This is a genomic window from Janthinobacterium sp. HH102, assembly GCF_001758625.2.
Classification (GTDB): Bacteria; Pseudomonadota; Gammaproteobacteria; order Burkholderiales; family Burkholderiaceae_D; genus Janthinobacterium.
Map to the genome: position 1 here is coordinate 14,503 of NZ_CP062065.1, position 15,060 is coordinate 29,562.

The 15,060-nt window shown below is 41.0% G+C and carries 17 protein-coding genes; all 17 read right to left on the reverse strand.

Going from position 1 to position 15,060, the window contains the following annotated elements:
- Positions 1 to 69 precede the first annotated feature (69 nt).
- Positions 70 to 636 carry a type 4 pilus major pilin gene (locus JAB4_RS30250; RefSeq protein ID WP_071653585.1) on the reverse strand — a complete coding sequence of 189 codons (567 nt, stop codon included), beginning with the start codon at positions 634 to 636 and terminating at the stop codon, positions 70 to 72.
- A 63-nt stretch (positions 637 to 699) separates the two neighbouring features.
- Positions 700 to 1,212, reverse strand: a complete 513-nt coding sequence (pilP, locus tag JAB4_RS30255) for a type IV pilus biogenesis protein PilP (protein WP_083287475.1) — start codon at positions 1,210 to 1,212, stop codon at positions 700 to 702.
- Complete coding sequence (locus tag JAB4_RS30260) at positions 1,199 to 2,530, reverse strand: type 4b pilus protein PilO2 (protein WP_139143920.1); 1,332 nt, start codon at positions 2,528 to 2,530, stop codon at positions 1,199 to 1,201. Before JAB4_RS30260 ends, pilP begins: the two co-directional genes overlap by 14 nt.
- 2 nt (positions 2,531 to 2,532) lie before the next feature.
- Complete coding sequence (locus tag JAB4_RS30265) at positions 2,533 to 4,185, reverse strand: secretin N-terminal domain-containing protein (protein WP_139143921.1); 1,653 nt, start codon at positions 4,183 to 4,185, stop codon at positions 2,533 to 2,535.
- Positions 4,186 to 4,191: 6 nt separating this feature from the next.
- Entirely contained in the window at positions 4,192 to 4,770 is a 579-nt protein-coding gene (locus JAB4_RS30270; RefSeq protein ID WP_083287476.1) for a TcpQ domain-containing protein, read from the reverse strand.
- Positions 4,771 to 4,779: 9 nt separating this feature from the next.
- Positions 4,780 to 5,457 carry a hypothetical protein gene (locus JAB4_RS30275; RefSeq protein ID WP_070308594.1) on the reverse strand — a complete coding sequence of 226 codons (678 nt, stop codon included), beginning with the start codon at positions 5,455 to 5,457 and terminating at the stop codon, positions 4,780 to 4,782.
- 12 nt (positions 5,458 to 5,469) lie between these two features.
- Positions 5,470 to 5,733, reverse strand: a complete 264-nt coding sequence (locus JAB4_RS30280) for a hypothetical protein (RefSeq protein ID WP_139143922.1) — start codon at positions 5,731 to 5,733, stop codon at positions 5,470 to 5,472.
- 128 nt (positions 5,734 to 5,861) lie between these two features.
- Entirely contained in the window at positions 5,862 to 6,941 is a 1,080-nt protein-coding gene (virB11, locus tag JAB4_RS30285) for a P-type DNA transfer ATPase VirB11 (protein ID WP_071653589.1), read from the reverse strand.
- Position 6,942: 1 nt separating this feature from the next.
- Positions 6,943 to 8,226: a TrbI/VirB10 family protein gene (locus JAB4_RS30290; protein WP_083287477.1), complete on the reverse strand. Its 1,284-nt coding sequence runs from the start codon at positions 8,224 to 8,226 to the stop codon at positions 6,943 to 6,945.
- A complete protein-coding gene (locus tag JAB4_RS30295) occupies positions 8,227 to 9,084 on the reverse strand; it encodes a TrbG/VirB9 family P-type conjugative transfer protein (protein WP_071653591.1) in 858 nt (285 codons plus the stop codon).
- Positions 9,084 to 9,851, reverse strand: a complete 768-nt coding sequence (locus JAB4_RS30300; RefSeq protein ID WP_071653592.1) for a type IV secretion system protein — start codon at positions 9,849 to 9,851, stop codon at positions 9,084 to 9,086. The genes JAB4_RS30295 and JAB4_RS30300 overlap by 1 nt, the downstream gene beginning before the upstream one ends.
- A gap of 32 nt (positions 9,852 to 9,883) precedes the next feature.
- Positions 9,884 to 10,864: a type IV secretion system protein gene (locus JAB4_RS30305; protein WP_071653593.1), complete on the reverse strand. Its 981-nt coding sequence runs from the start codon at positions 10,862 to 10,864 to the stop codon at positions 9,884 to 9,886.
- A gap of 2 nt (positions 10,865 to 10,866) precedes the next feature.
- Entirely contained in the window at positions 10,867 to 11,556 is a 690-nt protein-coding gene (virB5, locus tag JAB4_RS30310) for a P-type DNA transfer protein VirB5 (protein WP_070308596.1), read from the reverse strand.
- Complete coding sequence (locus tag JAB4_RS30315; RefSeq protein WP_083287478.1) at positions 11,556 to 14,099, reverse strand: hypothetical protein; 2,544 nt, start codon at positions 14,097 to 14,099, stop codon at positions 11,556 to 11,558. Before JAB4_RS30315 ends, virB5 begins: the two co-directional genes overlap by 1 nt.
- On the reverse strand, positions 14,083 to 14,409 hold the full coding sequence (locus JAB4_RS30320; RefSeq protein ID WP_071653595.1) for a VirB3 family type IV secretion system protein: 327 nt from the start codon (positions 14,407 to 14,409) through the stop codon (positions 14,083 to 14,085). Before JAB4_RS30320 ends, JAB4_RS30315 begins: the two co-directional genes overlap by 17 nt.
- Positions 14,410 to 14,760, reverse strand: coding sequence for a TrbC/VirB2 family protein (locus JAB4_RS30325; protein ID WP_139143923.1), 351 nt, complete (start codon positions 14,758 to 14,760; stop codon positions 14,410 to 14,412).
- Positions 14,761 to 15,027 (reverse strand): hypothetical protein, encoded by a 267-nt coding sequence (locus tag JAB4_RS30330; protein ID WP_139143924.1) that lies wholly within the window; start codon positions 15,025 to 15,027, stop codon positions 14,761 to 14,763. It abuts the gene before it with no gap.
- Between the last annotated feature and the right edge of the window lie 33 nt (positions 15,028 to 15,060).

Below are 15,060 nucleotides of genomic sequence, written 5' to 3' on the forward strand. Positions count from 1 at the left end.
ATTTTCACAATAGTTGGTAAGAAAAGGCGACTTGATTATTCAATCAGCCGCCTCGTTTATTTAGCGAAACTATCGGTTGAATGTATATGCAATAGTCACATTATCATTACCTTGATCACATGAGGTAATCATGGTTGCCTCATTTAGCGTGCCCAAGGATGGCTTAACCGGAGTTCCACCAACTGAGATTGCTGCGGCAAGTTGAGCAGCCTTAAGGGACAACTCCTTACACGCTGCGGATGTGATACCTGTATAAGTGAACAGCAAAGAGTCATTTGCAGTTGCAGTTGTCGCTGGAGCCACAGTGATTAAACCTTTCCACTGATTTTGAACAACACGGGAACCACTTGCGCCAGATACACGGTTGGACGGGAAAAAGTCCAAACCAATGATGGTTTCTTGGGTTACACCCGAAAAGCTTCCGTTATGATTCAACGCATAGCTCACCGTGCGCGCTTTCAAATCATTCAACTCGCTCAGGTCATTATTGACTTTTGCTGAATCAACCCAGCGAAGTAATGATAGTCCGCCAATAAGAACGAGCGCACCGACTAATACACCCAGCATGATTTGAATTGCCGAAATACCACGTTGCTTGAATTTTTGATTACCAATTTTATTGATCTTGCGTTTCATAATTTATTACCTTTAAATAATTAAAAAAAATATTAGATATTCGAACCGATATTTTACTATCTTTTACTGATTAATTTCTTTCTTAGTTTGATTTTCCTTCTCTTCTTTTCGCTGCCCATATGTCAAATTGATTTTTGTTTTCCCTTTTGATTTCCCGATTTCTTTCTCCAATATAACGCCTCGCTTGGCGATTTTCTTTACCACCCATCCGCCCGGCGTGACATTGCCCTCAATATACTTTGCTTCGAACCCGTTCTCATTAATTTCAGCGGTGAGGTTGTCGGCAACCCCATATATTGCCAAAATCAAAGGTAATGGAACCGTTTTCTTACTACTATCAGCGCCTTTCCCTTGAGCGAGATTTGCTGCATTCGAGCCTATCGCGCCCATAGGCATAATAGGAGGGACAGTAGGACTTCTCGAACCGTCTACATTTCCCATTGCTGCGGTAATTTTTGCATTCCCTTCCGCTAGAATAGTTTTTCTGCTCATTTCAGATAACTCATCAATAGTTTGTGCGCAAACGCTATTCCCAATAAGAATCGACAAACAAAATAATAATTTACTTTTTAACATATGCAATACCTTTCATACTAAACGTTATCTCGTTCCCCACAGATAAATCAAATGATTCGATTGCCATATTTCTTGGCAAATCCTCCACTGAATCTATAGCCCACCATGGAGCGCTTTTTATTTCCCAAACAGCTGCCCACGTAGCTAAGGGCATTGATGCAGCTAGCTGTGGTTGAACCGAAGGTGGAACCCCGTATAATCCTGCAGGAAGCATACTGGCATCAAATTTTAACGTTGAGTATTTTTGCCATTTACTAACAACAGAAATTATTATTCCTTTCTCTGTAGGCCATTCCTCTTTCTTCAATAACTTTTCTTTAGTTAGAACAATTGGCAAACTATGAGAGAGGCTTTGACCATCATGCGATGGCTCAATTTCCCCCCAGTCTTTCGGTGCGCTAGCAATAAACTCCGCGAAAGTACCAAATTTTCTATTCCATCGCGCAACACAACCGCTATTTGAGTTGCAAGATATCTTATCAAGACGCCATCCTACCTTTTGAGTAGGGAACGCTTTTAGTTCCTTACCTAGAATTTTAGCTGCCATTGATGCCACCAACACGTCACTATTAAGTAGTTGATTTACAGAGTCAGCATATAACTTTGCTGGATCAGGCTTCTGATTATTCAACATTAATCGCTGCAACCTGTCCCTCTCATCTGACCGTACCTGCGAATAGTAAATCCCACAAATTACTAATATAAGTACTAACAGAAGCCAGAGTAGCCATGAAGGTAGGTCTTTGTTCAATGGCCGGACAACAACTACTCGTGGTTTTTTATAGAATTTACCGATACCAGTAATATTATTAACTGGCAAAAGATTACTCCACAAAAACTCTTGGTCTACTTCATCAATGGTTATCGCCTGGCCCACAGTCAAATACTCTACATGGGCCCTTGTACATTGATCTAGAAACTCCTGTCTTAATTTTTGCACATGACTGGATTTAACAAAGGCATCTAGTACCACGTTTCCGTTAATCAATCCCAATACGGCAACATCGTTCTCGACCTGGCCGCCGTCAGCATGATTAGCATCTTCAAGAAGCACTAGAACAGATTTGCCAATGAAACGTTCATGCAAAGCTAGCTGTCCAGCTCCTGATAAAACTTTTATCTTTTTTGGTACACTTAATTTTTTAGCATATCCAATATTTTCAGACCCATTGATTTTGAATGTTGCGAGCCATCGTGCGCCATAATCTGTTCTTAGGTCTGATAGTTGTTTACCACGCGATATTATCGGATCTAAAGTTACCCATTTAAACCCGAATGCAAGTGCATATTTGTCATCAACCTGAATAACATTTTCCATGATCACATCCCGGCGTGAACTTTTGGGGTGACAATAATAATTTGCATTTCCCGCGAGCGTTGATTTGCAGTAGAAAAACCTGTAACGGAGGTACGTTTATCACCGTTAATACCATCGCTCAGTCCACCCATGATTATCATGGACTCGCCGTTACGCAAGCTGGAAGAATGATCGGATTTATATCCTTCAATCTCGGGGTTCTGAATTTGTTGCAGTGTTTCACCTGATCCTGTAGTGATTGAATTCATGCGAGTCAAGCTGCTATCGTCGATTGACAATTTAAGGAGTACGCTATCATTCTCCATTGCAGTAGGTAGTGCGTTCAAAAAGAATCCAGTAGTAACAGAACCTGGCGTCAATCCTGGAACACCTGCACCGCCACCTGTGCTGCCACCGCTGGATGGTTTTGTTTCTGCAAGATATGAAATGGTTTTGAACTGGCTTAATGCAACTTGCTCTCGATTCATAGTTGTTGCGCTTCGCGTCACATCAGAAACAACCGTTCCAATTTGATTCAATGTATTCAATAAAACCGTTGAACTTTTGAATGGGCTATCAGGCTTGAGGATGCTAAAAGCCAGCTTACCGGCTGATGTACTTGCCAAGGTACTAGGCGCCGTCATGCCTAAAGACCAATCGCTGGCGCCATTTGCAATCTTAGTGTAAATGGCATTTGCATCGGCACCAAAGGAGCTAGTATCATTTATTGACACTTTCAAAATACGTACAGATAAATCAACTTGCTTGTTTAATGCTGAATTCTGTATCGCAATATACTCCGCAACCAAATCGGTGACCTCTTTGGAGTCTTTTACAATAACGAATCCTCCAGCCTCATCAATCGAATGAGTGCCAGCTGGAGTAAGCATATTTTTTACTGCTAGATCAATAGATTTCCATATTGAAAATTCATGCTTCATAGTTGATGTGGAGTTTGATGAAATAGATCCGCTTGCTCCCCCCCCACTACTAGCGCCACCAGAACTAGCTTTCGACAACGTAGAGCCAGATGACGACGACCCTGGACTCAGTTTCACTGGCAGTATCCTCGTAACCAGTCTAAACAAAGTAATAGTGCCTTCTTTATATTCCCAATTGATTCCCAAGCGAGCGGTTATATTGTCAAGATAACCGGATAACGATCCCGAGTAATCCATAGGAAGATCAGTATCATAATCATCGAATTTCTTTGATGACAAAGTATCCGCATTGGAAAAACTAGGCATCATGAAATTTTGCTTAGGAATTGACCCTGGCAGAGCTTGTGCATTTTGCTCCTTGGAGCTAATACCACCCGAAACTAATGTTGCCATCGGAATAAAAATATCCGGACGAAGACGCACAGGAATGCCGGTAGCGGCGAAGATTCGCTCACCTATCGTCGTCAAGTTAGTACGGCCATTGAAATTTAATGTCACGTCTCTAAACACTGCCGGCAAAGTAGCATCATATGCCAAAGGTATGGTGGCACTTCCTAAATACGGTACGTCGTAATGTTTAACCAACGGCTCGGAAACTTTGTTATCACGCTCTTTAATTTTATCCGAAATCGTCTCTGACATTTCTCGTGCGCGATTATCAACCATTTCTTGCGACACATTTGCACAACCACTGATTGCGATAATTACCAAGCTAAAAATATAATTCTTCATCATCTTCCTTTATTTATCCAAACAATCTTTTGATTTATGAATAATGCGAACAGCATTATTATTGTAAAAACACGCCCGCAAAGGATATTGAGAATTTTTCAGACTCGTCATTACACCCAATATTCCGTCTTCAAATTCTCCTGAATAATTAGCTTCAAAAATTACAGGAAAGTCTTTCTTGTCTGTTTCCCATTGCAATTGCCATTGCGCATCTTTTGACCAGCGGCTCAGGGCTTTAAAGATACTGCCATCTGTTTTTCTGATGCTCCATACCTTTGCCATCTTTTGTTCAACCGGATACTCTTTCACTTCTCTTTTTTTATAATCGACAGCGGGAATACTCTCCTGAACTATCGTAATTACTCTTTTCTTTTTCTCTACTTCTTGGCTTTCAACAGCATCATCTGTCAAATATTTATCTCCTGCTGCAGCTGTAGTTCTTTGAGTCGCACTATCACTACGACCACATTTTCGATTACTTGTTGATTCATACTGTCCGGTCTTTTCGTTCTTCACGCATATGGTAGCCGCATAAGCATTCATGCCAACAGCTGACAAAGCGAGAACCAATAATTTCATTGTTTTCATTTTCAATACCTATTTAATATCAATGTTAAGACCACTATTGGCCACGCTATTCGTCATCTTTTCTCTACCAGCAGCCTTTAGGTGCAATGTTTTCTTGCTTACATTCGCGCTAACTTCAATTTTTTCCTTTTCGGCGCCAGTTGCAAGTGCATCTAACCAATATAGGCTGCCGTTATATCTAATACGGGAGTCGAGATTTACAGCAGCGTCAGAGAAAACTTGATAATCTTCAGGAACATACTTTTCTATAACATCCACTAGTTTAGTTTTTATTGGTGTCAACGTTAGTATTTGTCGATGAACAGAAATACTCATATCAATTCCAACATCGAAAAGCGACTTACTCAAAGCATTCACCCACGCGCCGCCTTCCTCAAACTGGATGATAGTTTTAGGGTCGATCTCGATATCAGGAAGCACCTGAAAATTAGCAGGCACATCCTTTTCCAGAACAGCATCAAGCGTCGTTTTTTTGGAAGTAGCTACCAGCGCAATTTTTTTTGTCGTGGTAGCTACTTCGTTTTCTTTCGGGTTAATCCGATTGAAATATGCCGCTATACGTTGCTGGTCATTCAGTTGTGTCTTAACATCTGAATCACTGCGCACTCCGATAGGGATAAAGGAAGAACATCCAGTCATGCATACAACTAAGAAAACAACGTATCCAGCTTTTTTTGTAAAAATCATCTTTTTCCTAAATTAAATATCTAAATAAATTCTTCCATGATAATTGTATGAATCACGGAAATGCCTAACTGCTCTATCTAGACTAATCCAAAGCCTGGAAGCTTTTGTTCCATGAGAAATCATCAATATTTCGTTTTCATTCAGTTTGCTTTTTACCCATAACTCGTAACCCACTTTATTTGCACGTTCAGCAGGAGACAATCGCAAATATTCAATAACGCCAGCCTTACAAAATATTTGCAATTGCTTCTCATGCACTGTATTTGATACGTCCATAACTTATATCCTTATGTATAGAATCATATTCGTAAATAGTGAATAATGCAATTACGAAATGATATTTTTCGTTAGTAGTATATGAACCAGCGGGAACGACTATTTCTCCTATAAAAAATATAAATTACTCAACTGATTAGTGCCAGCCTCTGCATTGGGTCATAATAAATTGCCGTAACTCTCCGTTTGGCTATATCTGACACAAATTCAATTTGTACCACTACATTTACCGTCATTTTCAGGAGTCGCATAATTGTTTCCATGTCCAATGATTTACCTCCTTCAGACATTAGGATCAGTAGTGCGAGGCGCGAAAATGCGGCCGTAGGGGTGTTAGCGTGCGTTGTCGTTATTCCTCCTGGGTGGCCACTATTCAGAACGCCAGAAAGATAATAAAGAGTTTCATCCCCTCGTAATTCTGCTAACAATACTCGCTTAGGCGTCTTCCTCATTACTGAATGCAGTACATCTTTAGCAGTGGCGCCCTCCTTGCTATTTGGATCTTTTTTGTATAGAAGTCTATTGTTGTTCGGGTGGTTTGGTAAGGGCATTTCTGGTGTGTCCTCTACCGTAATAATTCTATCGTCAACATCAATCATTTCTATAAGGGATCTACAGTATGCTGTTTTACCACTACCTGTAGCTCCCGAAACTACGATGTTTTGGTAAGTAGGAACAGCGTATTGTATGAATTCCTCCCATTTATTCTCTTTCGCAAGTTTCCAAAGGTGCTTCTCATCGTCTGTCAAATGCTTACTATATAAGCTTCGTTCTTCCTCCGTCATTGAAATTGCATATTCATGCCTAACGTTTTCGTAGTAGCCCTGTTTTGTGAGGTCTTCATGCTTGAAAGCGGGCCCAGTAGACTTCCGAAGATTCAAATAATGCAAGCCTTCTGGCGCGGTTGGAGGATGAGTCATTTCCAGTCGTTCCCCTTCCGGGAAATATCCTGACAAGCTTGTATTTTCTCGGTCATATGGTTTATTGCAAAAATTAGATAATGCTCGACCGATTAAATCAAGATAGTCATAAGTTATACCTTCTACCTTTTCTGGAATCCATTGCCCATTTTTCCATAACATCAATTCCCCGAGCCTATTTATTGCAATCTCTTGAACTTCCTTATCGTCAAGATACGAATCAAATAGTTTAAGATGAGTTTTAAGTGCTTCCAGTGCTTCTTTCTGCTCGGTATTTAATTTATTCATTTTATTTTACTTTTAATTTCAATCTATATACTGAAGAGAAATCAACGTTACGTGCGACTGTAATTGAAACCATACTGCCATGAGCTTTGCTTAATGTTGACTTTACATCAGCCCCCTGCTTCAATATTTCGCTTGCCGCAGATGTTCCTGTGGCCTGGGTATTGGGCATAACAACGACAGCCCCACCACTGGCAGAATTGGATGCTCTTTGTGCCGCGATAGCAGTCCCATCTTGCAGAATAGAATAAAGAAAAGCACCGCTAAATCTCTGCCAATATTTATTGTCCACTTCGCCATCTAACCCAGCCCGTCCCAAGCTATCGGTTCCTGGAGAGTCCAGATTTACATGCACACCCTTTGGTGTAAGTGCGTCTGTCCAAAGTATAAAAATAGCATTTGCACCTCGATCAACGCCTTTTTGATACTCGCCGTTGATTGTTGTTCCTCGCTCCATCAAGATCACACTTCCGTCCATGGACATTACGGGAAAATCTGTGATGCAGCTTACAAAGCCCATCTGATCAGTTTTAATAGCTGTGTCTGTTGTGCAGCTTATTAACGTACCTTTCTTCATGGTTAAATGTTGATTTGTAATGTAAGACGCTTTTACCGATTGGGTTTGTGTAGGAACTAGTTGCGCCGCTATAGCACCGCGCGGTTGCGGAGATGCATCAGATTGCTCTCCCATTCCGATAAGGCTCCTCGGTTGCTGGTTCGCCAATGCCGGAGCTGCTGCCTGCTGTAATGCTACAACTTCCTGCTTTTCATCCGTCGTTGATCCATCTAATGTTCCATTCAACTTTCTTGTAATGGAGCTTTGATATTCGGTGTTGCCTTGCGAACCTGCTGCAGCAACCCCCTGGTAGACTGATCCCGCTTCCTCTATTGGGGGTACGTTCCTTTGATCGCCGCCATTGGCAATTAGGCCAGGCGGAAAAGGTTTAGAGTCCTTTGCAGCCGTACTTTGCATCCCGCCTCGTTGTGCTGCTTCATGCTCCTCGGATGAGTCAATACCAAAATTCAGGGGTACGGATACTTGTGGCTCACTTGAAACCGTAGGGGCCGCCTGGGAGCTTTCTACGGCCTTTGTAGCGTCTTTTGATGCAGTTTCATCAGGAGCTATCACGAACTTAAACAGTACCGTGCCGACAATAATTAGCATGGACACAAAGGCCGCCAGGAACCCGATTAACTTTTGACCGGGTGTTGCACCTACGGCCGCAACTTTTTGGAGCCTGCTGCGATCATCGGTAGGCAGTGACTCTTTTTTTTCAGACAAAATCATTTATTCTTGTCCTTTAATTTCGCGTTGAACTTCATCAGAGATCGTGTGAGTTGTCGTATTCGGCCCTGTTGGAGCATAACTTTCATTGGTAATCGCCGCTACAGATGATCCTCGTTTAAGAACTAGCCGTTGAGCCACCAAATGCACGATTAACATATCGTCTTCCAAATGGAATCCTACGCGACGCTCGTTCCCATCTGGTTCAACCACAAAAACCGCCGGCATTGGCCCTGCAGAGTGAAATGTCAAAACGGTATGCTCTCCATTGTCAGCGATGGATGTTGGAGTAATATCCAAAGGCCCGATTACGGAATAGTTACTATTTATCACTCTCTTTATTGAGATAATTTCTTTAGATGGGTTTTTCCCCAACTTCTCCTCAATCGTAACTGTTTCTGTTTTCAAATTTGCAGCGGCTATAATTTTTGGATCTATCATAGGAACTATAGCAATAGGTGGCGGCTCAGGAGGATAATTAAAACCTATGTGCCAAGTAGATTTGGTTTTACTTTCTTCCATTGCAATATCAAACCAATATACTCTTTTATTTGTTGTGATTTTCAAATTTGTATCGGCAAATTTGGCTTTTGGCTTTAAGTAAAAACTGTGCGTCGCTACTTTAATTACCCAACCTTCTTTATCCCCGATAGCATATTTAATATCGGTTTCGGAAGGATCAAATTCTATCTCTAGAAATCTTCCGATTTTTGCTGATAGTTTAACTATATCTGTTGAATAGTTAACCGTCCTAAATCTTTGATCTACAACCGATTCATTACTTTTTTGCTTTTGCCTAGGTGCTGATTCAGCATTGCAAAAAATAAAGAAGTTTAAAATACAGAATAGCAGTATTTTCATTATCGCCCACCTTGCCCATATATTCCTTGTTGCACAGCATTGGAACTAATTGTCTTTTCTTCTGATTCTTTATCAGCCCTATAATTTACAACCGTAAAACCAAATGGATTGATAACCAGTCCCTCAATTTTCTTTGGAACATTTGACGTGTTATATGAATATGTCAAAGTGGAAATCATCCTTTGTGTGGTTGCCGGGTTTGATCCCTTCCGCCTTTCTTTATCGTACCTAATTTGCGCAGTCTGAAATCCCTTAGTATCTGTTGGATCAGATGGCAAAAATGATACGCTCAAATTTGTAATTTTAATTTGATCTGTAGCCGACATAGTGACCATTAACGCACGAGGATTTAGTTCCGCTTTAAATTCTGCGTCCCATGCCCCTCGTATACTTTCTGCACTCATGTACCAGACTGTTGAATAATTATTTTCTGCTTCACCACGAGTAAAACCTTCTCTTGCCTTTACATATCTTGCAACGTCTGCAGTTATCATCCCTTCTTTTTCAGGATCTTTTATATCAATCCGTTGCTTACCCACATTGACTGAGGTATTTCCTGTCAGTCTATCGACGGTGACGATTAAGGGAACGAAATCATGTAATGCAAGCAAAGGAATGATACTAATCACTCCTGCAATTGCCAGCCCCCACCCGGCAAACGAAAAGTATTTCCATCCCGTTGCAGCCTCTTTTAGGGCTGCTCGCTCTGATTTATCCCAATCAATACGCTCTGTGAAAAATGTCACTAATTTACTATTATCATTCATATAATTCTTTCATATTTTCGATTATTCTTACCTTAGAACTTGCCGCCGCTTTTTATGGTCCGCACCATTTGCATAGCGCCAGATCCAAATGATCCACCGCTTCCGCCAGTAAGGCTCGCAACCAGCGTTCTGAGCTCCTGCGCAACAAAGAACATCGGTATGAAAACCAATACCATCTGAATGGATATTGATAATATATTGAATTGTTCCCTAACAGCATTCTCGTATGCTTCTTTAGCGCCTCCGCTCACTTGCGCAATAAAAGCCTTTCCGATATTAGCAAGAGTCACTTCTAGGAAGCCATTTTGTGCAGCAATTGCACCCATGAGTTTTGACATGAAATGATTTGCAATATTAATAAAAAGAACCATAATCATTGTTGTCAGCACCGTTAGAAAAACAAAATACAAAACGGTGTTTAACCAGGCATTAAAATAACTTTTTGTGTGAGGCCATAACAAGCAAAGAACAAAAAATGGCCCAATTCCTAAAACTATCGAAAGCCCGATTTTTGCATATATCATATTAAACAAACATGATATTTCCAAAAGGCATCCAGCTGCGGCAACAAGCAACAGGGATAATGTCAACATTAATGCACCACCAAAATTCCAACTTTGTAGTGCCTCTAGTGCGCCCTGGCCTATTCCCATAATTAATTTGTTTAGGCTATCGCTCAACGCATCTAGTGCCGATGTTGCCGACGTTGCGCCGCTCACTGCACTGGCTAATGCATCGGGCAATGCAAACAACGGCGCAGATATCCAGGAAGAGTAAAATTGACCTGCTGCTGAAAGTATTAGCAGTGCTGATAGTCCCTTTAGTATCCAGTCATTCATGGGAGTTTGAATTCTCCCTTCAATAACCATTAAGGACCATACAAGGATACTAATTGCAAGCATGATCCAGCCAACAGGCAATATGTAATTCGTCATGCCCTGTGATGCGCTAGAAAAGCTTTGGGCAATTCCCGTATCAATATTTCTCATCAAGTCAGTGAATATGCCTGGCATGATCAGAACCGAATCTGTGTTTCGGTTTGCAGCATTTGTTGTGACCGATCATGTGAATTTCTTCGCTGCATATCTTCCTGCGCCTTCTGTGTCATTTGCAAAGTCTGCAGCTTGATTTGCTCATTCTGCATTTTTACCTGTTCGACTGCTATCCGTGCCTGCAAGTCTTGAAGGGATTTTGGATCTGGAGAGGTGCCAATCTTATTAACAAACGCTTCTAAATTAGCTATGTTCTGTGCGGCTTGCTTGTAACCTTGCTCACCTACAAACTGATTCATTGCCAATGTTTGCCAGGCTTTTTTGCAGGACGCTGTTGTGTTTGCGTCACATTCTTTTGCCTGGTAGGAAGCTGCGATTTCGTTTAGCGAGCCGCTAATACCTGAGAGTGATCCGGCTTTTCCTGCTTTAAGAAGGTCATAAGCTTTTTGATAATCCGCCGGTAAATACTGTTTAAGCAAGTCGTTCTTCATCATGCTTCCAATATTTCTCAGCCCTGAAATACTGTTATATGTTGTTTTAGCCTGGTCAAGCTGCATTTTCAACTGTGATAGTTGTTCGACATACTTTGCGAGATTTGCCGCCTGATTGGCAACCGTTTGGCTATTCATCGCCACATCTGTCACTGGAATCTGAGCAATAGAAGTTCCATAAACCATCATTCCAACCATAAAAGCCGATAACTTTGCAAACATTACGTTCTCCTTTTATAAAATTCGGGAATCCAATCTTTCGGATTTGGGCCAACTTCGTTAATAATTTGTCGCGCAATAACGCAATTATCTTCACTACCTGACAGTATGGATAAAATATTATTCATACCGCTGAAATCTGCTTTCACAACTACGGATTCAGCGCCCTTCTTAACTAAGAATGTACCCGGCGCCCCACCCATTCCTGAGCGAACTAATTCGAATTCACGCTCACTCAATTTCAAACCATTAATATAATCTTCACGTGATGCCGTGCTATCTGGAAAAATAAACAATGTAGGAAACTGTCCTTTTAATGTCGCTGCAATAGGCCCTGTGCATGCATCTGATGCATTTTGAAAGCTTAAGCCAATAATTCCGTCAAGTTTTCGTACTGTCCTTGCTTTATCGTCGATCATATTCAGAAGAAAAGCATCTTTTAATGCGGCACTTGCCTCATCTATATCAATTGAAAATGGGCTCCCGATAACAGCGCTATTAATTTTAAAAACAATGTATGAGAGTATTGGTGTTCGTGCTTCAGGGATGCCGAGAAAGCTTGTCATATCGAAGCCAAAATCATTACTTTTATTCAGGTCGAAGCGATCAATCTGATTGTCAAGTACCCAGGCATACATGCCTGCTCCGGCCCACCGTGACAACGCTTCATGTAACGATCCGGTGCCTTTACTTAAGGTATCCAGAATCCGTGCAAATCTTCTTTGATTGCTTGGTAGTGTGTAAACAATTTGCACTGCCCTAAGAAGGTCAGCCTCATCTTTCGCTTTGAAAACATATGCCTGATCTTGTTTTGCACACCATAATGCCTGTGTGACAATCCATTGATGCGAGGCTGTATCGTCAGGCAAAGAAAATACATTAATTCCTGAAGGTTGACCTGGGCTGAATTTGAAGTATTCACCTTGCAATGCCATGATTGGTAGCTCTTGTCCACAATCTTTATCGAAGGTAAAACTCTTGTATGGCCTGGCTCCTTTCATATTTTTCTTTCTTGTCAGCGTCCTTATCGCAGCTTGGATCGCCGTTTTACCAACACCATTTTTCCCAATTATTTGATAGTTTCCACTATCTTTTCTTTGCTTCCGATTATTATTTTTATCGAATGAAATACTTTCTGAGCCGACGGTTATTTCTCCTTCTATTGCATCCCCTGTCTCATCATCTTCATCCTCTTCATCCTCTTCAATATGCTCCAGATCCATCCCTTGCTCTTGCAGCGCTTTTCTACTAACGTGGTAATTTAAAAAATATGGTCCATCCCCGCTAGTTTCAAACATTGCCAATGGCATTCCCCATTGGCTTCCTTTTGCATTCCCGATTGGAAAATTATGCATAGGAAAAAATTTACTGAAATTATTCGACCCTATCGGCATAGCGCGTAACCGACCCATCTTGAAATTTCCTGGCAACATGCTGAAATATTGACTTATTAACATGCCGCTATTTTCTCGTACTATCTCAAGATTTTTATTACTTAACGCAACATCAATTTCGCTTATTGACTTACTCAACTCATCAATAGAATCACTGCTTACCGACAAAATGAATTCGTGATTCCCCATGCTCCATTGGCCATTCCCAAGCTTGCTAATGGCGGTTTCCAATTCATCAATAATCAGCTTATTGTTGCTCGTTGTCTGTACTTGCCCCAACTGCTTCTTAAGAAATTTCTCTGCAGTCGCTGTAGTATTGAAAGTTAATGATTGACTTAAAATATATTCACACGGCACTGACAACAAACCGTCAATTATATCTGCCTTCACCTTTTCAATTCCATATGGGGCTTTGATGCCCAATACCGCTACGAATTTGTTTCCTAATGGCTTTTCAATTTCAATAATCTCATGCCCAAAATGTAAATTATTTCTTTGAATTGCATACCTTACAGAATGTTGATTAACACACACGGCAGCGCTTTCACCACCATTGAGTATTCTTGAATATAGCCTTGCCGCTTCCGATTCAATATTACCTTGCTCATTCATCTTACATTCAAGCAACGTTGGTTGATAACGCTTCAGACTTAGCATTAATTGCCGCGTTATCCTTTCCATATCTTCGTTGCCTGCAGCAATCATTTCCTGTTGGCTTTTTTTCTGTCTCGACATTTTCCTGGCTACTTTATCAGCGAGTCCTGGAGCAGTTCTAAAAACAGGAGAAACATAAAGTTCATTTATATAAAAATCTTTATTTTCGATCCTTTTTGAAAGTGCTTGATTAAGCTCGTTGGAAAAGTAATTATCGAATTCAATGCTGCTCATGTCGTATCTCAACTTTCGTCGGATAAGATGCGTCCATAGACCGGCGTTCGTGTATTTAGTACCAATACTGTTGATTGCAGAAAACCAGTCCCTTTCTAATCCATTAATCTGTTCGTTCGACATTGTTTCAAATGACACACCGGCCACCTGAATTGTTCGAACTAAATCACCGTCTTCTGTAGCGCAGGTAAACTCGTCCACAGGATAAGTATAAGGAATGTATTCTGTCGCTGTACGTTGCTTGTTATTAGAAGATGTCGGCATAATCGTTTTTTTCTACCTTGATTGGACTGGCTGTGAAAGTTAAAACACCCTTTTCACGTATACCAATATTTGATTTCGCATATCTGAATTTCCTTTTCGCGTTTAGGGCAGTTATCCAGTGAAAATCTGAAGATGTTCTAATCACAAAATATAAATGTATTGGTAGCAGCACTACTACCCAAAATTTTATGAAAAAGAACAATAGCAATCCCACCATTATTTCCGCAATAAAAACAGACAGTGGAATATAGGCGATTAAAGCCGGGCGTTGCCCGGCCCTTAGAACCGTGCTCTGGTCTAATTCTTCCACTTACACACCGGCAATACCACCACCAGAACTCACCATTGTTTTAATGGCCTGAACAATTCCCACTGTGCCAAATGCAAGGCCAGTACCAAAGCAGGCGTTCAAGAAATATTTCTTTGGATCTTGCCCCACGATTCCGCCAAGCTTCCAGTTGATGCCGGCTGCGAGCACGCAAATGCCGCCGATAACACCGACTAAACTGTAAATCGTATTGAAGATACTTTCGCCAGTGGCACGCAAACTTTGCGCCGCTGCTGGCGAGCTTGCGATAGTAAATACCAAACCAATTGCCAACATTTTCATGTATTCTGCACGTTGGTTATTTTTGCTAGCTTTTATTTGATTGTTCAACATTTAATTACTCCGTTTAGTGATGATTTTTATTTCTTTAATGTTTTCGCCGAATATTTCAATTGATGCTTTATAGACGCTATCCAGATTTTTCCATGTTCGGCACGTTCCTGGATAATGCCTAGTTACACAATGCTCTGATGCGTCCTCCCCTGCGCCAAATGTAAAATGTATTTCCCATAATTCATTTTCATCCTTCTCAAATCTCAACTCCGAAATTGCTCCGCGCAATTGCGGAATATCTTTAATTCTCATCTTCTTAAATGCCAATCATATTTTCTACTGAGAATGTATTATTATACC